The following is a 23,400-nucleotide window of genomic DNA, read 5'->3' on the forward strand; positions in this document are numbered from 1 at the left end:
GGAGGCGGTTTCCGCCGGGTCACTCGGGTGTTACGCCGGTGTTACGCACCTCGTCGGCCCGCGGCCGCGGTCCCCTCGCGCAGCCGCGCCGTCCCCTCGCGCGGCCGGGCGCCTCGTCAGCGCCCGCGCAGCGCGCGGCGGCTGGCCCGCGGCGGACGCGTCGGGTCCATGCCCGCGGGGATCGCCGGCTTGTTGCGGCTGCCCAGGGCCTTCATCCGCTGCTGGACGACGAGCGCCTCGTCGTTGGTCAGCGACTTGGGGTACTTCTTGATCGTCTTGACGACCTCCCGCAGGGGCGTCTGGCCCTCGGCCTTGCCGACGGAGATCGTGTGCACCGGCACCTCGTGCCCGACGACCCGGGACACCTTGCGCTCCTCCGCCTTGGCCAGGCGCTGCGCCGAGCCGCGCGGACCCTCGGAGATCAGCACGACGCCGGGGCGACCGACCGCACGGAAGACCATGGCCGCGTTGTTGAGGTCACGCATACCGCGGACCTGGCCACCGGCCTCCGCCGCCACCGGCTCCTGGTCGTAGTACCACCCGCGGCGCAGCTGCTGCAGCACCGCGGAGGCGGCGCCCGGCTGCCCCTCGATCTGCGCGAACGCCGCCCGCTCGGCCTTGCGGCCCAGGACGATGACCGCCGCGAGGAGGGCCATGGGGACGCCCAGGACGAGGACGTAGACGACCTGGTCGAGCCAGAGCCCGACGAGCAGGGCCACCACGAGGACCGCCAGCGCGGCGAGGGCCATCCACCACACGGCGGCCGGGTCCGCCTTCCGGGTCATGGCGAAGACCTGGCGGAACTGGGCGATGCGGCCCGGGTTGTTCGGGTCCTTGGGCTTGCGGGAGCGTCCGAAGCGACGCTTCTTCGGCTCCGGTGCGGCAGTGGTGGAGGACGCGGACATGGGATCAGGATACGCGGGCGCGGGGCAGCTCCCGACGCTCCTGCGCGGCCACCAGGGAGGCGGCCTCCTGACGGGCGGGGACGTCCGCCTCGGCCTGCTGGGCCAGGTGGGACAGGTGCTCGGGCACCTCACGACCCCACCGGCGCATGGCCTGCGCGTAGAGCTTGCCGGCGCGGTAGGAGCTGCGGACCAGCGGCCCGGCCATGACGCCCTTGAAGCCGATCTCCTCGGCGCGCTCGGACCAGTGGACGAACTCCTGCGGCTTGACCCACCGCTCGATGGGGTGGTGCAGCTTGGAGGGGCGCAGGTACTGGGTGATAGTGAGGATGTCGCACCCGGCGTCGTGCAGGTCCTGCATCGCCTGGTCGATCTCATCCTCCGTCTCGCCCATGCCGAGGATGAGGTTGGACTTCGTCACCAGCTCGTTCTCCCGGGCCATGGACAGCACCCGCAACGACTTGTCGTAGGTGAAGGCGGGCCGGATCTTCTTGAAGATCCGCGGCACCGTCTCCAGGTTGTGCGCGAAGACCTCGGGGCGGGCGTCGAACACCTGCTGCACCAGCTCCGGGACGGCGCCGAAGTCGGGGGGCAGGATCTCCACGCCGGTGGTCGGGTTGAGCTCGTGCACCTTGCGGATGACCTCGGCGTAGAGCCAGGCCGCGCCGTCCTTCTGGTCGTCCCGGGCGACCCCGGTGATGGTGGCGTAGCGCAGCTCCATCGTGCGGATGGACTCGGCGACCTTGCGCGGCTCCTCCAGGTCCAGCGGCAGCGGACGACCGGTGGAGATGTCGCAGAAGTCGCAGCGCCGGGTGCAGATGTCGCCGCCGATGAGGAAGGTCGCCTCGCGGTCCTCCCAGCACTCGAAGATGTTGGGGCAGCCCGCCTCCTGGCACACGGTGTGCAGACCACCGCTCTTGACCATCGAGTGCAGCTCCTGGTACTCCGGCCCCATCTTGGCGGTGGTCCGGATCCAGTCGGGCTTGCGCTCGATCGGCGTCTCGGCGTTGCGCGCCTCGACGCGCAGCAGTCGACGGCCCTCCGGTGCGACGGTCACAGGTGCTCCCTCACGATCGGTTCGTTGTCCCACGTGACAACGCGTGGACCCCTCCAGGGTATGCCCCGGGCGTGCCGCTCGGTCCGGCCGGTCCACCCGGCCGGCGGCGCTCAGTCGACGTCCGTGCGCAGGAACCGCCAGAGGGCGAGCCCGACGACGAGGAGCAGCACGACGACGAGCGTGGTCGCGGACTGGGCGAAGCTGAGCCGCTCGACCACCTCGCGGCACTCACCGGCCGGCTCCCAGCAGTCGGCATACACCGTCCACTGGGTGCCGTTCTCGATGAAGCCCCGGATGTTGCGCCCGAGGAGGAAGCGGGAGGTCGCCGGGAGCGAGGAGCCGAGGATGCCCTCGACCACGGCGAGGTAGCCCAGCAGCACCCCCACGACGACCGCGCTGTGCCGGACGAGGAAGCCGGCGGCGGCGCCGAGCGCACCGGCCATGGCCCCGACCGCCATGATCCGGACGACGGCCCAGGTCAGCACCACCCACTGGTCCGTGGTGCCCCCGCCGTCGATGCCGTGCCACCGGAAGACGGCGGGCACCCCGAGCAGGACGAGGGCCACGCCGACACCGACCACGGGCAGGGCGACGATGGCGGCCGCGACGACCTTGGAGGCGAAGACGACGCCCCGGCGGGGCACGAAGGTGAGCCAGGACCCCATCGTGCGATGGGTGAACTCGGCGGCGACGTGCGTGGAGCCGACGAGGAGGGCCAGCAGGAGGAAGGGGTAGGCGAGCACGAGGAGCAGCTCGTCGTACTGCCCGGCCAGGGAGGGCATCGCTCCGTACATCTGCTCGGGGGTCGGGGGCTGCATCTGCTCGCACCCGAAGTCGACGGTGGCGTCGCCGCTGAGGCGACGCTCCTCCTCCTGCGACTGCAGGCAGCTGGCGCGCTCCCGCTCGCCGTTCTCCTCCCACCACTGCAGCTGCTCCTGGAACGCCGCGTCGGCGCCGCTGCGGGCCCGCTCGAGCTGGACGGCCTGCTGGTTGACGGTGAACAGGGCGAAGCCGGCGATGAGGGCGCTGGCCACGAGGGCCAGCAGGACGATGCGCCGCGCCCGCAGGCGCTGCAGCTCCACCGCGACCAACCGGATCATGCCGCCCCCTCCCCGTGCTCCGGGGAGCGCGCGGGCAGCGCGTCGTCCTGGGTGAGCTCGAGGAAGATCTGCTCCAGGCCCCGTCGGCTCGGCACCAGGCGCTCCACCCACAGCCCCTGTCCCGCCAGCAGCCGGGTGATCTCGGCCGGGTGCGCCCCGGTCACGGTGAGCAGCCCGGCGACGTCCTCGTCCTCCACCTGCCGCAGGGCGTCGGCCGCGTCCTGGCCGCGCGGGCGGGCGAGCCAGTCGGCGGCGAAGCCGGCCTCGCGCAGCACCCGGACAGCGGCCCCGGGGTGGCGCACCCCGACCTCGACCGTCTCCCCGCCGGCGCCGATGAGCCCGGCCACCGACCCCTGCGCCAGCACCCGCCCCCGACCGATGATCGAGACGGTGTCGGCGATCTGCTCCACCTCGGAGAGGATGTGGCTGCTGACCAGGACGGTCCGCCCCTGGTCGGCGAGCCGGCGCATGGTGGTCCGGATGTCGTGGATCCCGGCCGGGTCGAGCCCGTTGGTGGGCTCGTCAAAGATGAGCAGGTCGGGGGCCTTGAGCAGGGTGGCGGCGATCGCCAGGCGCTGCTTCATGCCGAGGGAGTAGCTGCGGAAGGTGTCCTCGCCCCGGCTCCCCAGGCCGACCTCCTCCAGCACCTCGCCCACCCGCGAGGTCGGCGTGCCGATGGCCTCGGCGAGCAGGGTGAGGCTGCGGCGGCCGGTGAAGCCGGGGAAGAACTTCGGGGACTCGACGATCGCGCCGACCCGGTCGACGACCGAGGGCAGCTCCCGGGGGACCGGGGTGCCGAAGATCCGCATCTCGCCGGCATCCGGCCGGACCAGGCCCAGCAGCATGCGGATGGTCGTCGTCTTGCCGGAGCCGTTGGGGCCGAGAAAGCCGTGGACGCCACCGGTGGGCACGTCCATGTCCAGGCCGTGGACGGCGATCCGGCGGCCCCGCACCGTGCGGTAGGTCTTGCGCAGCCCCCGGATCGTCAGGGCCGGTCCCTCGTCGGTGGGGTGGGCCACGCTCACCTGCTCTCCTCGCGTCGGTGGGCGCCACACCCGGGCGCCCGCACGTGGCCAGTCAACCGTGGCTGTGTCGTGAGGACCGCGTCTGTTGCACGCGTGTCCGCAACTTCCTGCGTCGGTCAGGCCCCGGGCGAGACCGGGTGGTGTCCCGGGCCCGCAGCGGCCACCGGGGAGAGCGCCCGGTCCAGGTGCCGCTCGACGAGCGGCAGCACCTCGGGGACCCCCACGGGCCGCCCCAGCTCGGCCGACAGCGAGGTGACCCCGGCGTCGGCGATCCCGCACGGGATGATGGTGTCCGCCCAGGCCAGGTCGCAGTCGCAGTTGAGCGCGAAGCCGTGCATCGTCACGTCCTGGCTCACCCGGATGCCGATGGCCCCGATCTTGCGTTCCGGACGGTCCCCGTCGGCGGGCAGCCAGACCCCGGAGCGGCCCTCGACGCGGGTCGCCTCGACCCCCAGCTCGGCGCAGACCCCGATCATCATGTCCTCGAGGCGGCGCACGTGCGCCACGACGTCGACGGGGGAGGGCAGCCGGACGATGGGGTACCCCACGAGCTGACCCGGCCCGTGCCAGGTGATCTTGCCGCCCCGGTCGACGTCCACGACGGGGGTCCCGTCCAGCGGCCGCTCGTGCGCCTCCGTGCGCCGGCCCGCGGTGTAGACCGCGGCGTGCTCGAGGAGCAGGACCGTGTCCGGCAGCTCTCCGCTCACGACCCGGGCGTGGACCTCGCGCTGGTGCTCCCACGCCTGCTTATAGTCCACGAGGTCAGGGGCCAGACCGAGGTGCTCGACACGCATACCCAGCACTGTAGACCCTGGCCCCAGGGTGCCTGTGGACAACTCCTGCACGCCTCCCGGGTGAGCGGGCACGCTGTCGTCATGACGACCCCGACGGTCCCCGGATACGACCTGCTCGACCCGCTGGGGGACGGCGGGAGCGGTCGGGTGTGGCGCGCGTGCCGCCGGGCGGACGGGCTCGCGGTGGCGGTCAAGCTCGTCCGTCCGGGCGCCGGCGACGCGGCGGCCCTGACCGCCGTCCTGGCCGAGGCGGGGCTCCTGGCCGGTCTGCGCCACCAGCACGTCCTGCACCTCTACGACGTGCTCCCGCTCGGGGACCCCGGGGACCCGACCGTGGCCATCGTCACCCAGCTCGCGGCGGGGGGCTCCCTGGCCCAGGTGCTCCGCCGCCGGCGGCTGCTGTCACCAGGGGAGCTGGTGACCGTGCTGCACCCGGTCTCCGCCGCCCTGGGCACCCTGCACCGCGCGGGGGTGGTGCACGGCGACGTCTCACCGGGCAACCTGCTCTTCCGCAGCGACGGCATGCCGCTGCTGGGAGACCTGGGGACGGCCCGGGTGGCGGGGGAGCAGGGTCTGCGCGGCTGGGGCACCGCCGCCCAGGACGGGATGGTGGCGCCCGAGGTGCTCGAGGGCTTCGCGGCCACGGCCGAGTCCGACGTCTACCAGGTGGGGGCGGTGGCGTGGCTGTGCCTGGTGGGCGAGCGCCCGGGGCCGGGTTTCGACCGGCCGGTCCTCGGCGACCTCGCGCCCGCCCTGCCGCCCGCGCTGGTCGAGCTCGTGCAGGGCTGCATGGCCCCGCAGCCGGAGGACCGACCCGCGGCCGACGACGTGGCCACCGCCCTGCTGGGGATCGTCGACCCCGAACCGGTGGAGGTGGCCCCGGACGCGGACCCCGCGACCGGCCTGACCGAGCGGTTGCGCCAGGTGGCGCTCGCGGACACCGAGGGCCGGGCGGGGCGGCCGGTCGCGAGCCGGAGGTGGTGGCGGCGAGGGCTCGGGCGCGGCCGGGCAGCCGACCCGGTGGAGGGGGGCGGGTCCGCGCGGCCGGTGGGCGGGGCCCGGCGCAACGGTGCCCACCGGGCGCCCGGCGACGGGGGCGAGGCGCGGGCCCGGCAGGTCGCGCTCGTGCTCGGCCTCGTGCTGGCCGTGGTCGGTGTCGCGCTGGTGGTCCTGCTGCACGGTCGATCTGCGACCCCCGGGGTGGCCGGACCCGTGCCCGCCCCGGCCCGGGTCGCGGGGGCGACGTCGTCCGGGCCGGAGCCGACGCCGCCGCCCCGGCTCCGGTGGCCGTGGACGCGGCGCCGCGGACCGTGACGGGGTCGGGCGGTCCGGTCCTCGGTCTCGTGCAGGGGCTGCTCGACCACCGGTCCGCCGCCTGGGAGGAGGGGGACCCGCAGCGGCTCCGGGAGGTCACCGCGCCGGGGTCCGCGGCGGACACGCACGAACGCTCCCTCCTCCAGGATGCGGCCGAGCAGGGCCTGCGCTACCCCTCGGTGGGCTTCGAGGTGACGGAGGCGGTCGTCGAGGAGCGGGACCCCACCCGGATGGTCGTCGACGCCACCGTGCGTCGCCCGGCCCTGGAGGTATGGCGTGGCGCGGAGCTGGTGCACGCCGCCCCGGAGGGTGTCGACCGGGTGCGGATGGTGCTGTCGGTGCACGACCGGTCGTGGCTGGTGGAGCGCTGGGAGCCGCTCAGGCCCGCAGCTCCTCGACCACCCACCGGGCCGCCCTCTCCCGGTCCGGGTGCGTGAACTCGAAGCCGGAGCGCTCGAGCACCTGGGGCACGGCGCGGGTCGACGCCAGGATCTCCTGCGACATCTCGCCCAGCACGAGCCGCAGGGCCCACCCGGGGGCGGGCACGACGGCCGGGCGGTGCAGCTCCCGGGCCAGGGCGCGGGTCACCTGCTGCTGCGTGGCCGGTGACGGGGCACCGAGGTTGACCGGGCCGGTGACGTCGGCGCGGTCCAGGAGGTGGACGAGCGCGCGCACCTGGTCGTGCAGCGTGATCCAGGGCCACCACGCGTCGCCGCCCGCCAACGGGCCGGCCAGCCCGAGCCGGACCAGCGGCAGCAGCCGGCCCAGCGCACCGCCGTCGGGGGACAGGACGATCCCCGTGCGCGCGTGCGCCACCGGCACCCCCGCCTCCTCGGCGGGCGCCGTGGCGGCCTCCCAGTCCTGGACCAGCCGGGCGAGGAAGCCCTCACCGGCGGGGCTGTCCTCGGTGAGCACCTCGTCGCCACGGTCGCCGTAGAAGCCCACCGCCGAGCCCGAGACGAGGCGGGGCGAGCGCCCGTCGCCCGCGGCGACCCCCGCGAGGGCGCGGGAGAGGGTCGCGGTGCCGTCGACGCGGGAGGAGACCAGGACGGCCTTGCGCTCCGCGGTCCACCGCTGGTCCCCGATGCCTGCACCGGCCAGGTGAACGACGCCGTCGACACCCTCGAGGACCCGGGGGTCCAGCCGGTCCCCGGGTGACCAGCGGGCCTCCTGCACCCCGTCCGGCAGCTCGTGCCCCGGCGCCGGGTCACGGCGCACCAGGTGGAGCACCCGGTCGCCGCGACCACGCAGCACCTCGCTCAGCCGTGACCCGATGAGCCCGCTGGCACCGGTGATCGCGACCAGTCGCGGGCCGGACGGGATGGCAGGGTCGGTCACGTCGCTCAGACCTCGAACTTGCCGTCCTGCAGCCGTTCCTTCATCGTCGCGAGGAAGCGGGCGGCGTCCGCGCCGTCCACGACGCGGTGGTCGTAGCTGATCGCGAGGTAGACCATGTCGCGGATCGCGATGGTCTCCATCCCGTCCTCGTCCACGACCACGACCGGGCGCTTGACCACCGCACCGGTCCCGAGGATGCCGACGTTGGGCTGGTTGATGATCGGCGTGTCGAACAGCGCCCCGCGGGACCCGGTGTTGGTCAGCGTGAAGGTGCCGCCGGACAGCTCGTCCGGGCCGACCTTGTTGTCGCGCGTGCGCTCGGCCAGGTCGGCGATCTTGCGGGCGAGCCCGGCGATGTTGAGGTCGCCGGCGTCCTTGATCACGGGGACCAGCAGGCCGCGCGGGGTGTCCACGGCGATGCCCAGGTGCTCGGACGCGTGGTAGACGATGGAGTCGTCCTCGACGCTCGCGTTGACGATCGGGTGCTCCTTGAGCGCCTCGATGGCCGCCATGGCGAAGAAGGGCATGAAGGACAGCTTGGTGCCCTCGCGCTTGAGGAACTCGTCCTTGGCCCGCTTGCGCAGCCGCGAGATCTTGGTGACGTCGACCTCCACGACCGTGGTGAGCTGGGCGCTGGTCTGCAGCGACTCGACCATGCGGGTCGCGATGACCTTGCGCAGGCGCGACATCTTCTCGGTGGTGCCGCGCTTGGCCTCGCCCGCACCGGGCGCGCCACCCCCGCCGGAGGGGGTGCTCTTCTCGGCGGGCTGCTCCGCGGGCGCCTGCTCGGCCGGGGGCTGCTCGCTCTCCTTCTTCTTGGCCTCCGCCGCGTCCAGCACGTCCTGCTTGCGGACGCGACCACCGACACCGGTGCCGCTCAGCGAGGCCAGGTCCACACCGTGCTGCGCGGCCAGCTTGCGCACCAGCGGGGTGACGTAGGCGCTGACGTCCTGCGACGGGGCCTCGCCCGACCCCGTCTTCTGCTGCGCGTCGGGGGTGCCGTCGCCGTCGGCGTCCTTGTGCGACGACGTGCCGTTCTCGGTCGAGGTCGTGCCCACGCCGGTGGCGACGCCGGAGTCGTCCGCCTCCGAGGTGCCGGACTTCTCCGCCGACTCCTCGGCCGCCTGCTCGTGCTTGTCCGACTCCGCGGCGAGGTCGTCGTCGGAGGAGCCGCCCTCCTGGGCGTCACCGGAGCCGTCCTCGTCCTTGTCGTCCGCGGAGTCCTGCTCGGGCTCGGGCTGGGCGTCCTGCTCGGAGGAGTCGTCCTGCTGGTCCTGGGAGCCGCCGGAGTCGCCGGAGGACTCACCGCCGATCACCGCGAGCTCGCCACCGACCTCGACCGTCTGGTCCTCGGCGGCGAGGATGGAGGTGAGGACACCGGCGACGGGGGAGGGGATCTCGGTGTCGACCTTGTCGGTGGAGACCTCGAGCAGCGGCTCGTCGACCTCGACGGAGTCACCCTCGGACTTCAGCCAGCGGGTGACCGTGCCCTCGGTCACCGACTCACCCAGCGCCGGCATCGTGACCGTCTCCCCGCCCGAGGAGCCGCCACCACCGGAGGAGCTGCCGCCGGAGGAGCCGGAGTCCGCGGAGCCGCCGCCGGAGGAGTCCTCGTCGGACGTGTCCTGCTGCTGCTCGTCGTCGTCGGAGGAGCCGTCGTCGGTGGACGGGTCCTCCTCCTGCTCGTCCTGCCCGGAGGAGTCGTCGGCGTCGGCGTCGGAGGACCCGCCCGAGTCCCCGTCGGAGGCCTCGTCGTCACCCACCACGCACAGGTCGGCACCCACCTCGACGGTGTCGTCCTCCTCGGCGAGGATCTCCTGGAGCACACCGGCGACGGGAGAGGGGATCTCGGTGTCGACCTTGTCGGTCGAGACCTCGAGCAGCGGCTCGTCGACCTCGACCGCGTCGCCGACGCTCTTCAGCCAGCGGGTGATGGTCCCCTCGGTGACGGACTCACCGAGGGCGGGCATCGATACACGTTCCGACATGTGTTGACTCTCTCCTCGTCCGGGGCCTGCAGTCTACGGGTGATGCTGCCGCTGGGTCAGGCGTGGTGCCACCCAGGGAGGCCGGTCCGTGCGCCATCCTGCCACCTGCCGTAAATGCGGTGGCGGCCGATCCTCGCGCGTGTCAGGGTGAGCCCGTCATGTCCGGCGACAGTGAGGAGGTGGCCCGATGAGCAATGATCCGGTCACGGAGGACGTCAAGGCCAAGTTCCGTGAGGCGCTGGCCCGCAAGCAGGCTCACGGCGGCACGGACGTCGCGGACCACTCGGAGCACGGCAAGGTCGCGCAGGAGCGCGGCGCCAAGACCTCGGGTGCCCAGCAGATGTTCCGCCGCAAGAGCGGCTGACGTCCGAGCGACGGAGCGAGGGGCACCACCGCCACGCGGTGGTGCCCCTCGTGCGTCCCGGAGCGGGGTGGGTCAGCCCGCGAGCGAGCGGGCCAGCGCCACCAGCGGTCGGACCCCGGCACCGGTCCCGCCCTTGGGGTGGTAGCCCCAGGCGGACTTCTCGTTGAACGCCGGGCCGGCGATGTCGAGGTGCGCCCACGGGATCGGCCGGGCCTGCTCGCCCTCGCCCCGGGTCCCGACGAACTCCTGCAGGAAGGTGGCCGCGACCATGGCCCCCGCCGAGCGCTCGCCGGTGTGCTTGAGGTCGGCGACCGGGCTGTCGAGGGTGGGCCGGATCTCCTCGGGCATGGGCAGCGCCCACGCGGTGTCGCCCGACTCGGTCCCGAGCCGCACCAGGGTGTCCCGCAGCTCGTCGTCGTTGCCCATGACCCCCATCGTGCGCTCGCCCAGCGCGACGATGCAGGCACCGGTGAGGGTGGCGACGTCCACGATGGCATCGGGCTGCTGCTCCGTGGCCAGGGCGAGCCCGTCCGCCATGACCAGCCGGCCCTCCGCGTCGGTGTTGATGATCTCGACGGTGCGGCCGCCCCGCATGGTGACGACGTCCCCCGGACGCTGCGCCAGGTCGCCAGTCATGTTCTCGGCGAGGCAGAGGTATGCCGTCACCTGCACCGGCAGGCCGAGCTCGGCGATGGCGAGGGTCGCCGCGGCGCAGGCCGCCGCCCCGCCCATGTCCATCTTCATGGTGACCATGGAGGCCCCCGGCTTGAGGCACAGCCCGCCGGAGTCGAAGGTGATGCCCTTGCCCACGAGCGCCAGGTGCTTGGACGCCCCCGCCGGGGTGTAGCGCAGGGTGACCAGACGGGGGCCTCGTGCCGACCCCTGCCCGACCCCGATGATGCCGCCGCAGCCCTCCTCGCCCAGCCGTTCCGGGTCCCACACCTCGACCTCGACCCCGGCCTGCGCGGCCCGGGACACGACGTCGTCCGCGAAGCTCTCCGGGAACAGCAGGTTCGGCGGGGTGTTGACGAGGTCGCGGGCGTAGCAGACGCCCCCCACCAGCGCCTCGACCTCGGCCTGGGCGGCCGTGGCCTCCTCCCCGCCCAGACCGGTCACCGAGGCCCGGGCGAGCCCGGCCTTGGCGCTGCCGGCCTTGCCGACGCCGTGCTGGTCGGCGTAGGTGTAGGCGCCCAGCGCGACCCCCTCGGCGACGGCGACCGCCTCGGACCGTCCCTGCTGGCCGAGGGCGAAGACCGCGGACGACCGGCCGGCGAGGGCCCGGGCCGCGGCACCGGCGGCCCGGCGCAGCTGCTCGGTGGCGGGGCCGGACCGCGGCTCGTGACGCCCACGACGACGACCAGCGGGGCCCGTACGCCCGCGACGCCCGTCAAGCGGGTGATCTCGTCGGTGCCCGCCTCGGCGCCGAGGGCCGCGAGCGCCTCGTCGATCGCCCCGGTCGCCTCCTCGCCCAGTCCCGATCCGGGCAGCACGGCCACGGCGCCGTCCTGCTTGGACGCGCCCACCACGAGCGCGTCGGCACCGGCCGTGGTGGGGTCGTCGTCGGTGAAGGTCACGGGCGTGCGTACAGCCATGAGGCGTCCTTGTCGTCGTCGGGAGGAGCGTCGTCCGGCACCGAGACTAGGACACGCAGGCAGCCACTAGGGTGGCTGCCCATGAGCGACTCCGCGACGAAGACGTCCCCCCTGCACGAGAAGCACGTCGCGCTGGGCGCGAAGATGGCCGACTTCGGCGGCTGGTCGATGCCCATCGAGTACCCGGGCGGCGGCGTCGTGGCCGAGCACACGGCCGTGCGCGAGCGCGTGGGCCTCTTCGACGTCTCGCACCTCGGCAACGCCCTCGTGGCCGGACCCGGTGCCAAGGACTTCCTCAACCGCTGCCTCACCAACGACCTCGGCCGCATCCGGCCGGGCCAGGCGCAGTACACCATGTGCTGCGCCGAGGACGGTGGGGTCGTCGACGACATGATCGCCTACCTGCGCTCCGACGACGAGGTCTTCCTCATCCCCAACGCCGCCAACACCGCTGCCGTGGTGCAGATGCTGACCGAGGCGCCCCACCGGCCGGACGGGGTCGTGGTGCAGGACCAGCACGTGGACTACGCGATCCTGGCGCTGCAGGGGCCGCGCGTCGACGAGGTGATGACCGCCGTGGGTCTGCCGACGGGCCACGACTACATGAGCTTCGTCGAGGCGCAGTGGCAGCAGGCGCCGGTGACGGTGTGCCGCACGGGCTACACCGGCGAGCGCGGGTACGAGCTGGTGTGCGACGTCGCCCACGCCCCGGCGCTGTGGGACGCGCTGGTCGCCGCCATGGAGCCGCTGGACGGGTTGGCCTGCGGTCTGGGGGCTCGTGACACCCTGCGCACCGAGATGGGGTACGCCCTGCACGGCAACGAGCTGTCGCCGCAGATCACCCCGGTCATGGCGCGCACCGGCTGGGCGGTCGGCTGGAGCAAGCCGCAGTTCTGGGGCCGGGAGACCCTGGTCGCCCAGAAGGAGGCGAAGCAGTCGCGGCTGTCCGGTGGCCTCGTGGTCACGGGGCGGGGGATCCCCCGGGCCGGCTGCCAGGTGCTGGACAGCGAAGGCCACGAGGTGGGGACGGTCACCTCCGGCACCTTCAGCCCCACCCGCCGGCAGGGGGTCGCGCTCGCGCTCCTGGACCGCGGGGTGCAGCAGGGGGACGCGCTGGTGGTCGACGTCCGGGGCCGCGAGGTCCCGGTCGAGGTCACCCGGCCGCCCTTCGTCTCGGGCGGCGCGGCCGACTGACGCGGGGGGCGTGGACCGCGCGCCCCGGCGGTCAGCGCCGGTGGAGCTCGGCGCCGCGCGGGACCGCCGGCCGGGGGATGCGGCTGCGGCGCATCTGGAAGGCGCGGAGCACGACGTACCACGCCGAGCCGCGCCCGGGCTCGTGCCCGAAGGTGGTGGTGAAGCTCTTCTTGGTGCGGCGCCACAGCAGCCAGCAGTCGACGATGCCGAAGACCATGAGGGCGTAGGCCACGAGGAAGGTGCCGCCACGGGCCCAGTCGAAGGGCAGCAGCGAGATGGCGAGGACGAGGATCATCGCCGGGAGCAGGATCTCGCCGACGTTCCAGCGGGTGTCGACGGCGTCGCGCAGGTAGCGGCGCTCCGGGCCCTTGTCCCGGGCGGGGAGGTACTTCTCCTGCCCGTCCAGCATGGCCTCGCGGACCCGCGCGCGCTCGGCGCGGACCTTGGCCTTCTGCTCCGTCGTCTGCGCCTTCCGGTCGACGACGAGCGGGCGGCGGTTGGCGGCCTCCGCGTCGCGCCGCCGCGGGGTGGGGCGGCCCTTGCCGCCCGGCCGCGCCGGGTCGGTCGGCGGGGCGGTGGTCACCGGTTCCGGGGCCACCTCGGTCGACTTCTTCCCGAACAGCACGGGAGGCAGTCTACTGGTCCCCCGGTGCGGCCCCGCTCTCCTCGTTACCCTGGCCGCGTGACTTCCCCCACCGATGACGACCGACCGACGACGCCGAGGACGCAGCACCGGACCGGTGAGCTCGCCGCCCGGATGGCCGAGCTCATGCCGGGGGTGCGCTCGGACCTGGAGGCCCTGACCCGGATCCCCTCGGTCTCGCTCGACTCCTTCGACCAGCGCCACGTCGAGGACAGCGCGGCCGCCACGGCGGACCTGCTGCGGGCCGAGGGTCTGGAGGTGCGGGTCGTGCGCGAGGGCGGCCGGCCGGCCGTCATCGGTCACCTCCCGGCGCCGCCCGGTGCCCCGACGGTCCTGCTCTACGCGCACCACGACGTGCAGCCTCCCGGCGACGACGCCGACTGGGACACCCCGGTGTTCTCGCCCACCCAGGTGGGTGACCGGCTGTACGCCCGTGGGGTCGCCGACGACAAGGCGGGGATCATGGCCCACGTCGCCGCGCTGCGGGCCCACGGCGGGCGGCCCCCCGTGGGCGTGACGGTCTTCGTCGAGGGCGAGGAGGAGGTCGGCTCGGACTCGCTGCCCCGCATCCTGGAGGCGCACGGGGCGGACCTGGAGTGCGACGCCATTGTGCTGGCCGACTCGCACAACTGGAAGATCGGGGTCCCCGCGCTCACGACGACCCTGCGCGGCATGGTCCGCGTGGTCGTCGAGGTGCGCGCCCTCGAGCACGGCCTGCACAGCGGTCTCTACGGCGGCGTCGTGCCCGACGGGCTCACCGCGCTGTGCCGCCTGCTGGCCACCCTGCACGACGAGGACGGCGACGTGGCCGTGCCGGGCCTGCGCACGTCGGAGGCGGCCGACCTCGACTTCTCCGAGGACGACCTGCGGGCGGACGCCGGCCTGCCGGAGGGGGTGCGGACCATCGGCACCGGCTCGCTGCTGTCCCGGATGTGGACCCGGCCCTCGATGACGGTGATCGGGATCGACGCACCCGCGGTCGACACCGCCGCGAACCTGCTCACCCCGGTCGGGCGGGCCAAGCTGTCCATGCGCCTGCACCCCGAGGAGGACCCCGCGGTGGCCGCGGAGGCGCTCACCCGGCACCTGCGGGAGCACGCGCCGTGGGGCTGCGACGTGCAGGTCTCCGTGGTCGACGACGGCCGGGGTTTCGCCGCCGACGCGCAGGGTCCGGTCTACGACGCCGCGCGGGCGGCCTTCCGCGACGCCTGGGACGGCGTCGACCCGGTGGACATCGGGGTGGGGGGCTCGATCCCCTTCGTCGCGGCCTTCGCCGAGCGCTTCCCGGGGGCGGCCATCCTGGTCACCGGGGTGGAGGACCCGGACACCCGGGCGCACGCGGCCAACGAGAGCCTGCACCTGGGGGAGTTCGAGCGGGTATGCCTGGCCGAGGCGCTCCTGCTGGACCGCCTGGCGGAGGCAGGGCATCATGGGAGCCATGATGAGTGAAGATTCAACTACCCGGTCCGAGGGTTCCTCCGGCTACGTGAGCTCCGAGGGGAGCTTCGAACGCAAGAGCCACTACATCCCCGAGCGGATCACCCGCGACGGGCGTGACGGCTTCCCGGTGGAGCCCGGCCGCTACCGGTTGGCGGTCTCCCGGGCCTGCCCGTGGGCCCACCGGATGATCCTCACCCGTCACCTGCTGGGGCTCCAGGACGTCATCAGCATGGCGGTCGCGGGGCCGGTGCACGACGAGGACTCCTGGACCTTCGACCTGGACCCGGGCGGCGTGGACCCGGTCCTCGGCATCCCCAAGCTCAAGGACGCCTACGACGCCCGTCCCGAGGGCTACCCGGACTCCGGCGTCACCGTGCCCGCCTTCGTCGACACCACCACCGGCCGGGTGGTGACCAACGACTTCCACCAGATGGTCAAGGATCTCGTCACGGAGTGGGGCGACCACCAGGCCCCCGACGCCCCGGACCTGTGGCCCGAGCATCTGCGGGACGAGATCGAGGAGGTCTCCGACCTCGTCTACGCCGACGTCAACAACGGGGTCTACCGCTGCGGCTTCGCCGGCTCCCAGGAGGCCTACGACGAGGCCTTCGAGCAGCTCTTCTCCCGTCTGGACTGGCTCTCCGAGCGGCTGTCGAACCAGCGGTACCTCGTCGGCGACCAGCTGACCCTCGCCGACGTGCGGCTGTGGCCGACGCTCGTGCGCTTCGACGCGGCCTACCACGGCCACTTCAAGTGCAACCGGCACAAGCTGACGGAGATGCCGGTCCTGTGGGCCTACGCCCGGGACCTGTGGCAGACGTGGGACTTCGGCTCGACCGTCGACCTGGAGCACGTCAAGGCGCACTACTACGCCACGCACCGCGACATCAACCCGACCGGTGTGGTCCCGCTGGGCCCCGACACCAGCGGCTGGACCACGCCGCACGGCAGGGACGCGCTGGGCTGAGCGCGGGACCACCCGCTCGGCGGGCCGGGGCCCGGTGGCTACCATCACTCGTCGTGACCACCGAGCCCCAGCCGACCCGACCGCAGGACGAGCCCGGCAGCGAGGCGGTGTCGGACTCCGCGTCCGAGGCCTCCCTGCGCCGCAGCGTGGCCCGGAGCGAGCAGATCTGGGCCGACCTGGAGCACCACCCGTCCCGCTACCGCATGCTCACCGGGGACCGCCCCACGGGCCACCTGCACCTCGGGCACTACTTCGGCAGCCTGCGCAACCGGGTCGCGCTGCAGGACCAGGGCGTGGACACCTGGGTGCTCATCGCCGACTACCAGGTCATCACCGACCGGGACAGCGTCGACTCGATCCAGGAGCGGGTCTTCTCCCTGCTCACCGACTACCTGGCGGTCGGCATCGACCCGGCGCGCACCACGATCTTCGCGCACTCCCAGGTGCCGGCCCTCAACCAGCTGCTGCTGCCGTTCCTGTCGCTGGTCACCGATGCCGAGCTGCGGCGCAACCCGACCGTCAAGGCCGAGCAGGAGGCGACGGGGGGTCGGCCCATGACCGGGCTCATGCTCACCTACCCCGTGCACCAGGCCGCCGACATCCTCTTCTGCAAGGCCAACGTCGTGCCGGTCGGCAAGGACCAGCTCCCGCACGTGGAGCAGACCCGGGTGGTGGCCCGCCGCTTCGACGAGCGCTACGGCCGGGCCGGGGACGGCTCGGCGCCGGTGTTCCCCGCCCCCGACGCGCTGCTGTCGGAGGTGCCGAACCTGCTGGGCACCGACGGGCAGAAGATGAGCAAGTCCCGGGGCAACGTCATCGAGCTGCGGATGAGCGCCGACGACACCGCGCGGGCCGTCAAGAAGGCCGTGACCGACCCCCACCGGCACATCACCTACGACCCGGTCGGGCGGCCCGAGGTGTCCAACCTCGTCCTGCTCGCCTCGCTGACGACCGGTCGCGACCCGCACGCCGTCGCCGAGGAGATCGGGGACGGCGGGTCGGGCGCCCTCAAGCGGGTGGTCACCGAGGCCGTCAACGAGCACCTCGCGCCGCTGCGGGCGCGCAGGGCCGAGCTGGAGGCGGACCCGGCCGAGCTGCGGCGCGTGCTCGCCGCCGGCAACGCGCACGCGCACGAGGTCGCCGAGGCGACGTTGGCCGAGGTGCGCGAGGCCATGCAGATGGTCTACTCCTGATCCGCCGCGCGGACGAGGGCCCCTGATGGTCAGCACGCCACGCGTGGTCGTCGTCGTCGACCGTTCCGGCGACCGGCTGCCGCCCGGCACGGAAGAGGCCGTGGCGGGGGGCTGGCGCCGGGGAGCCCCGCACGCGCGGGTCGAGGCGCACCTGCTGCACGACGGGGGAGCCGGCTTCGCCGCGGTCGTGGCCGAGCGCGCCGCCGCCTCGGGCGCCCCCACGACGACCCACCCCGTCCTCGTCCCCGACCCGGCCGGACGCGAGGTCCCGGCCGCGGTCGTCGTCGTCGGCGAGGGGCGGGAGGCCACGGCATACCTCGACACCGCCCAGGTGGTGGGACGCCACCTGGTGGACGACGACCGGCTGGCGGACCCGGTCGGCCTCACCAGCGCCGGGGTCGGCGTGCTGCTCGACCGCGCCCGGGCCCTCGGGGTCGGCCGCGTCGTCGTGGGCGCCGGTCCGGCGGCCGCGCACGACGGCGGTCGCGGACTGCTCACCGAGCTCGGGGCCGGCGCCGAGCTCGAGCACCTGGCCGCGGTCCGTGAGCGGTGGGCCGACGTCGCGCTGGTGCTCGCCACGACCACCGAGGCGTCGCTGCTGGGCTTCCACGGGGCGAGCGCCTCGCTGGGCGAGCTGGGGGTGGCCCCCGCGGTGACCCAGCGGCTGGAGACCGAGCTGGGGATGCTCACCGACCGCGTCAACGCGCTGCTGCCGCCGCCCCGGGACCTGCTGACCGGGCTGCCCCGTCGTCCGGAGCGGTCACCGGGGTCGGGGGTGGGCGGGGGGATCGGGTACGCCCTCCAGCTGCTCGGTGCCCGCACCGACACGGGTCCCCGTCTGCTGCTCGAGGAGCTCGGGGTCGGCGCCCGGCTGGCCGGGGCGCTGGTGGTGCTCGTCACCGCGACCTACGACTACACCACCGTCCACACGGGCGTGGTCCCCGACACCGCCCGCGCGGCCTCCGAGGTGGCGGCACCCACGGTCGTCCTGGCCGGCGAGGTGGCCGTCGGGCGCCGGGAGGGGATGTCGCTCGGGGTGAGCGGGTCCTACGGCCTGCGCCCGGGGGAGGACCTTTCCGACCTGGCGGGGCGGGTGGCCCGCACCTGGACGCCGCCCGGACCCCGGTGACGTACCCTGGCGGGGACGGGAACAGGAAGGCCCCAGGGCGACGTTCCCCGTTCACGACTTCCCCTCACGAGAGGACCCTCAGCGCATGACCGACACCCAGACCACCAAGAGCCACGGCGTCACGCTCAGCGATGTCGCGGCGGGCAAGGTCAAGAGCCTGCTCGAGCAGGAGGGTCGCGACGACCTGCGCCTGCGGATCGGGGTGCAGCCGGGCGGCTGCTCGGGGCTCATCTACCAGCTCTACTTCGACGAGCGCAGCCTCGACGGCGACCTGGTCGCCGACTTCGACGGTGTCGAGGTCGTCGTGGACCGGATGAGCGCCCCCTACCTCGACGGCGCGTCGATCGACTTCGCCGACACGATCGAGAAGCAGGGCTTCACGATCGACAACCCCAACGCCGGCAGCTCCTGCGCCTGCGGGGACAGCTTCAGCTGACGCCGGGGGCGGGATGGTTCCGCAGGAACCGCCGCCCACCCCCTGGGAGCTGACCACCGAGGGTGCGCTCCCGGGGGAGGACCTGGTCGGGATCGGCGCCGACCTGGAGCCGGGGACGGTGCTGGCGGCCTACCGTGCCGGCCTGTTCCCCATGGGACTCGGCGACGGCGGCGCCGCGCCCATCGGCTGGTGGTCACCGGACCCCCGCGGGGTCCTGCTGCCCGGGGACCTCCACCTGAGCCGCTCCGCGCGCCGCTCGACCCGGGGGCTGAGCGCGACCGTCGACCAGGCGTTCGGGGCCGTCGTGGAGGCCTGCGCCGACCCCGGTCGGGACGGGGGCTGGATCACCCCGCAGATCGCCGAGGCCTACGGTGCCCTGCACGAGCTCGGGTGGGCGCACTCGGTGGAGGTATGGCGCGGGGACGAGCTGGTGGGCGGTGTCTACGGCTTGGCGGTCGGCCGCCTCTTCGCCGGCGAGTCGATGTTCCACCGGGCCCCCGACGCCTCCAAGGCGGCCCTGCACGAGCTGGTCGCGGTGCTGTCCGAGGACGGTGAGCCCTGGCTGCTGGACGTCCAGTGGCAGACCCCCCACCTCCGCTCCCTCGGGGTCCGGGCGGTGGACCGCGGGACCTACCTGCGTCTGCTGCGCGAGCGGGTGCCGCAGGACCTCCCGAGCCGGTGGCGCGGCATACCCCCCGGTGGCGGAGCCGTGACCACCCGGTGAGGGTAGAGTGTCTGGCGTGAAGCCGACCGTCCCAGCATCAAGAGGTGGATCTGTGCCACGGACCGAACGAGCAGGGGTCCCGTCCGGGTCCGTGAGGCGCCGGGCCGTCGCCCTGGCGGCCGCCGGCGCGGGCGTGGCGGTGCTGTCGGGGTGCGGCGAGGCCGTCACCCGCGGCTACCTGCCCGAGCCCGCGACCGAGGTCGGCGCCGACGTCGTCGGCTTCTGGAACGCCACCTGGATCGCGGCCCTCGCGGTCGGGGCACTCGTCTGCTTCCTCGTCCTGTGGGCGGTCTTCGCCTACCGGCGGCGCAGCGAGGACGAGGTCCCCGTGCAGTTCCGCTACCACGTGCCCTTCGAGATCCTCTACACCGTGGTGCCGATCCTCATGGTCGCCGCGATGTTCGGGCAGACGGTCAACCTGCAGAACGCCATGCTGGACACCGACCAGGAGCCCGACGTGGTGGTCAACGTGGCCGCCAAGAAGTGGAGCTGGGACTTCAACTACGTCGAGGAGCAGGTCTACGTCACCGGCCAGCAGGCTCGCGAGCTCAACGAAGGCCAGCCGGGCGTGCCGGAGACCCTCCCGCGGCTGGTGCTCCCGGTCGACAGCCGCGTCGAGTTCGTGCTGACCTCGCGCGACGTCATCCACTCCTTCTGGGTCGTCAACTTCCTGCAGAAGCTCGACATGGTCCCGGGGCGGGTCAACATCTTCCAGGTGACCACCACCGAGGAGGGCACCTTCGCCGGCAAGTGCGCCGAGCTCTGCGGCGCCTACCACTCCGAGATGCTCTTCGAGGTCGACGTGGTCTCGCAGGAGGAGTACGACGCCTTCATCGCCGGTCTCGAGGAGTCGGGCAACACCGGTCAGCTGGGGCCGGACCTGGACCAGTACGAGCTGCAGCCCGACCAGCAGGACAAGCTGCCCGAGGGAGTGAGCAACTGATGGCCATCACCACCCAGCGCCCCCAGGTCGGTGCACCCACCACCACGTCGACGCCACCGATGTCCGAGCGCAGCTCCTTCGTGCGCAACGCGGTGCGGGTCCTCACCACCACCGACCACAAGGTCATCGGCAACCTCTACTTCGTCGCCACCATGGTGTGGTTCATCCTCGGCGGGCTCATGGCGCTGCTCATCCGCGCCGAGCTGTTCGTGCCGGGGCTGCAGGTGGTGGACAACCCCGAGATCTACAACCAGCTGTTCACCATGCACGGCACGGTCATGCTGCTGATGTTCGCGACCCCGCTCTTCGCCGGCTTCGCCAACGCCCTCGTGCCGCTGCAGATCGGCTCGCCCGACGTGGCCTTCCCCCGGCTCAACATGCTGGCCTTCTGGATGTTCCTGTTCGGCAGCCTCATCGCGGTCGGCGGCTTCCTCACCCCCGGTGGCGCGGCGAGCTTCGGCTGGTTCGCCTACCAGCCGCTGGCCGGGCCGACGCACAGCCCCGGCCTCGGCGGGGACCTGTGGGTCATCGGGCTCGCGGTGAGCGGTTTCGCGACGATCTTCGGCGCGGTGAACTTCATCACGACCATCCTGTGCATGCGGGCCCCCGGCATGACGATGTTCCGGATGCCGATCTTCACCTGGACGATCCTGGTCACCTCGATCCTCGTGCTCGTGGCCTTCCCCGTGCTGGCCGCCGCCTTCTTCGGGATGGCGACCGACCGCCTCTTCGGCTGGCACATCTTCGACCCCGAGCACGGTGGGGCCATGCTCTGGCAGCACCTCTTCTGGTTCTTCGGCCACCCCGAGGTCTACATCATCGCGCTGCCCTTCTTCGGCATCATCTCCGAGGTCATCCCGGTCTTCTCCCGCAAGCCGCTCTTCGGCTACAAGACCCTGGTGATGGCGACGATGGCGATCGCCGCGCTCTCGGTGTCCGTCTGGGCCCACCACATGTACGCCACGGGCGCCATCCTGCTCGAGTTCTTCACCATCATGACCATGCTCATCGCGGTCCCGACCGGCGTGAAGTTCTTCAACTGGATCGGCACCATGTGGAAGGGCTCCATCAAGATGGACACGCCCATGCTGTGGGCGGTGGGCTTCCTCATCACGTTCCTCTTCGGCGGGCTCACCGGCATCATCCTGGCCAGCCCCGCCCTGGACTTCCACGTCTCGGACACCTACTTCGTGGTGGCGCACTTCCACTACGTCGTCTTCGGCACCGTGGTCTTCGCGATGTTCGCCGGCTACTACTTCTGGTGGCCGAAGTTCACCGGCCACATGCTGGACGAGCGGCTGGGCAAGATCCACTTCTGGATGCTCTTCCTGGGCTTCCACGGCACCTTCCTCATCCAGCACTGGCTGGGGGTGCAGGGCATGCCCCGGCGCTACGCCGACTACCTGCCCGAGGACGGCTTCACCTGGATGAACCAGCTGTCGACCGTGTCCTCCTTCCTGCTCGCCGCCTCCATGCTCCCGTTCTTCTACGCGGTCTGGAAGAGCTTCCGGACCCCCAAGGTGGAGGTCGACGACCCGTGGGGCTGGGGTATGTCGCTGGAGTGGGCGACGTCCTGCCCGCCCCCGAGGCACAACTTCGAGTCGCTGCCGCGGATCCGGTCCGAGCGCGCGGCCTTCGACCTGCACCACCCGGAGATCGGCACGCTGGAGTCGACGGAGCCCGACAAGGGTGTCGTCGAGCAGCTGCTCGGGGGACCCGACACCGACCCGGACGGCCAGAACGGCACGGAGACCGGTGGCTACACCGGAAGGGAGCGCAGCTGATGCGGGCAGAGGTCAAGGTCTTCGGCGCGCTGGTGCCGTTCTTCGCCCTGGCGACGGCGCTCTACGCCTGGTTCACCGACCCGAAGGAGTGGGTGGGCATCCTCGGGCTGCTGCTGACGATGCTCTTCTCCGCCTTCATCTCCTTCTACCTCTGGGTGACGGGCCGCAAGACCGACGCCCGGCCCGAGGACGACCTGCAGGGGGAGATCGCCGACCTCTCCGGCGACTACGGCCACTTCGCGCCGTACTCGTGGTGGCCGCTGTGGCTGGGACTGTCGGTCGCGGCCGTGGCCCTGGGGCTCGCCGTGGGGTGGTGGCTGTTCATCTGCGCCGTCCCGTTCCTGCTGGTCTCGATCCTCGGCTGGACGTTCGAGTTCTTCCGCGGGGCCAAGGCGGTCTAGACGCCCCGACGGGGCACACGTGCCAGGAGCGGGCGGCCGGTGGCCGCCCGCTCCTGCGTCGTGGTCTGCCCTGGTCTCAGGGCACCAGCGGTCTCAGGGCACCAGCAGCAGCTTCCCGGTCGTCCCGCCGGCCTCCAGGTCCTCGTGCGCCTGACGGGCCTCGGCCAAGGGGTAGCGCGCCGAGATGCGCACGTCGAGCTCGCCGGCGGCGACGAGGTGGAGCAGGTCGTCCGCGCGGGCGGTGAGCTCGGCCCGGTCGGCGACGTAGTGGGCCAGGCTGGGCCGGGTGAGGAAGAGCGAGCCCTGCTGGTTCAGCACCTGGGGGTCGACCGGGGGGACCGGGCCGCTGGCCGCGCCGAAGAGCACCATGGTGCCGCGGGGGCGCAGGAGCTCGAGCCCGGCGTCGAAGGTGTCCTTGCCCACCCCGTCGTAGACGACGTGCACCCCGTCACCGCCGGTGATCTCCCTGACCCGCTCGACCAGGTCCTCGTCGCGGTAGAGCACGACGTCGTGGGCGCCCGCCTCGCGGGCCAGGTCGGCCTTGGCCGGCGTGCCCACGGTGCCGACGACCCGGGCGCCCGCGCGGGCCAGCAGCTGGGTGAGCAGCAGGCCCACCCCGCCCGCGGCCGCGGTCACGAGGGCGGTGTGCCCGGGGGCGGCCTCGAAGGTCGTCCGGGAGAGGTAGTGCGCGGTGAGCCCCTGGAGCATGACGGCGGCCGCGGTCTCGAGGTCGACCTCCGCCGGCACGCGGACGAGGCGGTCGGCGGCCACCACGGCCTCGTCGGTGTAGCCCGTCCCCGGCGACATGGCCCACGCGACCCGGTCACCCTCGGAGACCCCGGAGACGTCCGGACCCACGGTGCGGACGGTGCCCGCTCCCTCGCTGCCCACGACGAACGGGGTCGGCAGGGGGTAGGCGCCGGAGCGGTGGTAGACGTCGATGAAGTTGACCCCGGCGGCGGCCACCTCGACGAGCACCTGGCCGGGGCCGGGCTCGGGTGAGGGGCGGTCGACGAGGGTGAGAGCCTCCGGCCCTCCGGGCTGTTCCACGATGACGGCACGCATGCCGCGA

At 73.1% G+C, this 23,400-nt stretch carries 23 protein-coding genes; 13 read left to right on the plus strand and 10 right to left on the minus strand.

Annotated features, from left to right (window positions below; all coding sequences use genetic code 11):
* Positions 1-116 precede the first annotated feature (116 nt).
* From FHD63_RS04950 to lipB, 5 genes are all read right to left on the minus strand, one after another.
* Complete coding sequence (locus FHD63_RS04950; protein ID WP_139720623.1) at positions 117-905, minus strand: DUF4191 domain-containing protein; 789 nt, start codon at positions 903-905, stop codon at positions 117-119.
* 4 nt (positions 906-909) lie between these two features.
* Entirely contained in the window at positions 910-1,959 is a 1,050-nt protein-coding gene (lipA, locus tag FHD63_RS04955; RefSeq protein WP_139720625.1) for a lipoyl synthase, read from the minus strand.
* A gap of 110 nt (positions 1,960-2,069) precedes the next feature.
* Positions 2,070-3,059 carry an ABC transporter permease subunit gene (locus tag FHD63_RS04960; RefSeq protein ID WP_139720627.1) on the minus strand — a complete coding sequence of 330 codons (990 nt, stop codon included), beginning with the start codon at positions 3,057-3,059 and terminating at the stop codon, positions 2,070-2,072.
* Positions 3,056-4,084, minus strand: coding sequence for an ABC transporter ATP-binding protein (locus tag FHD63_RS04965; RefSeq protein ID WP_139720628.1), 1,029 nt, complete (start codon positions 4,082-4,084; stop codon positions 3,056-3,058). Before FHD63_RS04965 ends, FHD63_RS04960 begins: the two co-directional genes overlap by 4 nt.
* Positions 4,085-4,200: 116 nt before the next feature.
* Positions 4,201-4,878, minus strand: coding sequence for a lipoyl(octanoyl) transferase LipB (lipB, locus tag FHD63_RS04970; protein ID WP_139720630.1), 678 nt, complete (start codon positions 4,876-4,878; stop codon positions 4,201-4,203).
* A gap of 81 nt (positions 4,879-4,959) precedes the next feature.
* Here lipB and FHD63_RS04975 point away from each other — a divergent pair, with 81 nt between their 5' ends.
* Together FHD63_RS04975 and FHD63_RS04980 are read left to right on the plus strand one after the other, a co-directional pair.
* Positions 4,960-6,192: a serine/threonine-protein kinase gene (locus tag FHD63_RS04975; protein WP_139720632.1), complete on the plus strand. Its 1,233-nt coding sequence runs from the start codon at positions 4,960-4,962 to the stop codon at positions 6,190-6,192.
* On the plus strand, positions 6,168-6,629 hold the full coding sequence (locus FHD63_RS04980; protein ID WP_139720634.1) for a hypothetical protein: 462 nt from the start codon (positions 6,168-6,170) through the stop codon (positions 6,627-6,629). The genes FHD63_RS04975 and FHD63_RS04980 overlap by 25 nt, the downstream gene beginning before the upstream one ends.
* Here the strand turns inward: FHD63_RS04980 and FHD63_RS04985 are convergent.
* Together FHD63_RS04985 and sucB are read right to left on the minus strand one after the other, a co-directional pair.
* Positions 6,571-7,530, minus strand: a complete 960-nt coding sequence (locus tag FHD63_RS04985) for a TIGR01777 family oxidoreductase (protein WP_139720636.1) — start codon at positions 7,528-7,530, stop codon at positions 6,571-6,573. The two genes, FHD63_RS04980 and FHD63_RS04985, sit on opposite strands and share 59 nt — an antisense overlap.
* Positions 7,531-7,535: 5 nt before the next feature.
* Positions 7,536-9,518, minus strand: a complete 1,983-nt coding sequence (gene sucB / locus FHD63_RS04990) for a 2-oxoglutarate dehydrogenase, E2 component, dihydrolipoamide succinyltransferase (RefSeq protein ID WP_170215587.1) — start codon at positions 9,516-9,518, stop codon at positions 7,536-7,538.
* Positions 9,519-9,705: 187 nt separating this feature from the next.
* On the opposite strand from sucB, the gene FHD63_RS15930 reads away from it, so the two are divergent.
* A complete protein-coding gene (locus FHD63_RS15930; RefSeq protein ID WP_158296707.1) occupies positions 9,706-9,882 on the plus strand; it encodes a DUF5302 domain-containing protein in 177 nt (58 codons plus the stop codon).
* A gap of 72 nt (positions 9,883-9,954) precedes the next feature.
* Here FHD63_RS15930 and FHD63_RS04995 read toward each other — a convergent pair whose 3' ends face one another.
* Entirely contained in the window at positions 9,955-11,190 is a 1,236-nt protein-coding gene (locus tag FHD63_RS04995; RefSeq protein WP_238705824.1) for a leucyl aminopeptidase, read from the minus strand.
* Positions 11,191-11,555: 365 nt separating this feature from the next.
* Here FHD63_RS04995 and gcvT point away from each other — a divergent pair, with 365 nt between their 5' ends.
* Positions 11,556-12,668 (plus strand): glycine cleavage system aminomethyltransferase GcvT, encoded by a 1,113-nt coding sequence (gcvT, locus tag FHD63_RS05000; RefSeq protein WP_139720638.1) that lies wholly within the window; start codon positions 11,556-11,558, stop codon positions 12,666-12,668.
* A 31-nt stretch (positions 12,669-12,699) separates the two neighbouring features.
* On the opposite strand, the gene FHD63_RS05005 is transcribed toward gcvT, so the two are convergent.
* Positions 12,700-13,293, minus strand: coding sequence for a DUF3043 domain-containing protein (locus FHD63_RS05005; protein WP_139720640.1), 594 nt, complete (start codon positions 13,291-13,293; stop codon positions 12,700-12,702).
* 132 nt (positions 13,294-13,425) lie between these two features.
* Here FHD63_RS05005 and FHD63_RS05010 point away from each other — a divergent pair, with 132 nt between their 5' ends.
* From FHD63_RS05010 to FHD63_RS05050, 9 genes are all read left to right on the plus strand, one after another.
* Entirely contained in the window at positions 13,426-14,760 is a 1,335-nt protein-coding gene (locus FHD63_RS05010; protein WP_238705826.1) for a dipeptidase, read from the plus strand.
* The gene (locus tag FHD63_RS05015; RefSeq protein WP_238705827.1) at positions 14,750-15,718 is read left to right on the plus strand and encodes a glutathione S-transferase family protein; all 969 of its coding nucleotides are present in this window, start codon (positions 14,750-14,752) and stop codon (positions 15,716-15,718) included. Before FHD63_RS05010 ends, FHD63_RS05015 begins: the two co-directional genes overlap by 11 nt.
* Positions 15,719-15,771: 53 nt before the next feature.
* Positions 15,772-16,911, plus strand: a complete 1,140-nt coding sequence (gene trpS, locus FHD63_RS05020) for a tryptophan--tRNA ligase (protein ID WP_139720644.1) — start codon at positions 15,772-15,774, stop codon at positions 16,909-16,911.
* Positions 16,912-16,936: 25 nt separating this feature from the next.
* The gene (locus FHD63_RS05025) at positions 16,937-18,040 is read left to right on the plus strand and encodes a glycerate kinase (RefSeq protein ID WP_139720646.1); all 1,104 of its coding nucleotides are present in this window, start codon (positions 16,937-16,939) and stop codon (positions 18,038-18,040) included.
* 85 nt (positions 18,041-18,125) lie between these two features.
* The gene (locus FHD63_RS05030; protein WP_139720648.1) at positions 18,126-18,476 is read left to right on the plus strand and encodes a HesB/IscA family protein; all 351 of its coding nucleotides are present in this window, start codon (positions 18,126-18,128) and stop codon (positions 18,474-18,476) included.
* A 13-nt stretch (positions 18,477-18,489) separates the two neighbouring features.
* Complete coding sequence (gene aat / locus FHD63_RS05035; protein ID WP_139720650.1) at positions 18,490-19,200, plus strand: leucyl/phenylalanyl-tRNA--protein transferase; 711 nt, start codon at positions 18,490-18,492, stop codon at positions 19,198-19,200.
* Between the two features lie 91 nt (positions 19,201-19,291).
* On the plus strand, positions 19,292-20,143 hold the full coding sequence (gene ctaC, locus FHD63_RS05040; RefSeq protein WP_238705772.1) for an aa3-type cytochrome oxidase subunit II: 852 nt from the start codon (positions 19,292-19,294) through the stop codon (positions 20,141-20,143).
* Positions 20,143-21,927 (plus strand): aa3-type cytochrome oxidase subunit I, encoded by a 1,785-nt coding sequence (ctaD, locus tag FHD63_RS05045; RefSeq protein WP_139720654.1) that lies wholly within the window; start codon positions 20,143-20,145, stop codon positions 21,925-21,927. Before ctaC ends, ctaD begins: the two co-directional genes overlap by 1 nt.
* The gene (locus tag FHD63_RS05050; RefSeq protein ID WP_139720656.1) at positions 21,927-22,328 is read left to right on the plus strand and encodes a cytochrome c oxidase subunit 4; all 402 of its coding nucleotides are present in this window, start codon (positions 21,927-21,929) and stop codon (positions 22,326-22,328) included. The genes ctaD and FHD63_RS05050 overlap by 1 nt, the downstream gene beginning before the upstream one ends.
* A 93-nt stretch (positions 22,329-22,421) precedes the next feature.
* Here the strand turns inward: FHD63_RS05050 and FHD63_RS05055 are convergent, their stop codons facing one another.
* A complete protein-coding gene (locus FHD63_RS05055; protein ID WP_139720658.1) occupies positions 22,422-23,393 on the minus strand; it encodes a quinone oxidoreductase family protein in 972 nt (323 codons plus the stop codon).
* Between the last annotated feature and the right edge of the window lie 7 nt (positions 23,394-23,400).

The sequence above is a fragment of the Serinicoccus chungangensis genome (assembly GCF_006337125.1).
GTDB classification, from domain to species: domain Bacteria; phylum Actinomycetota; class Actinomycetes; order Actinomycetales; family Dermatophilaceae; genus Ornithinicoccus; species Ornithinicoccus chungangensis.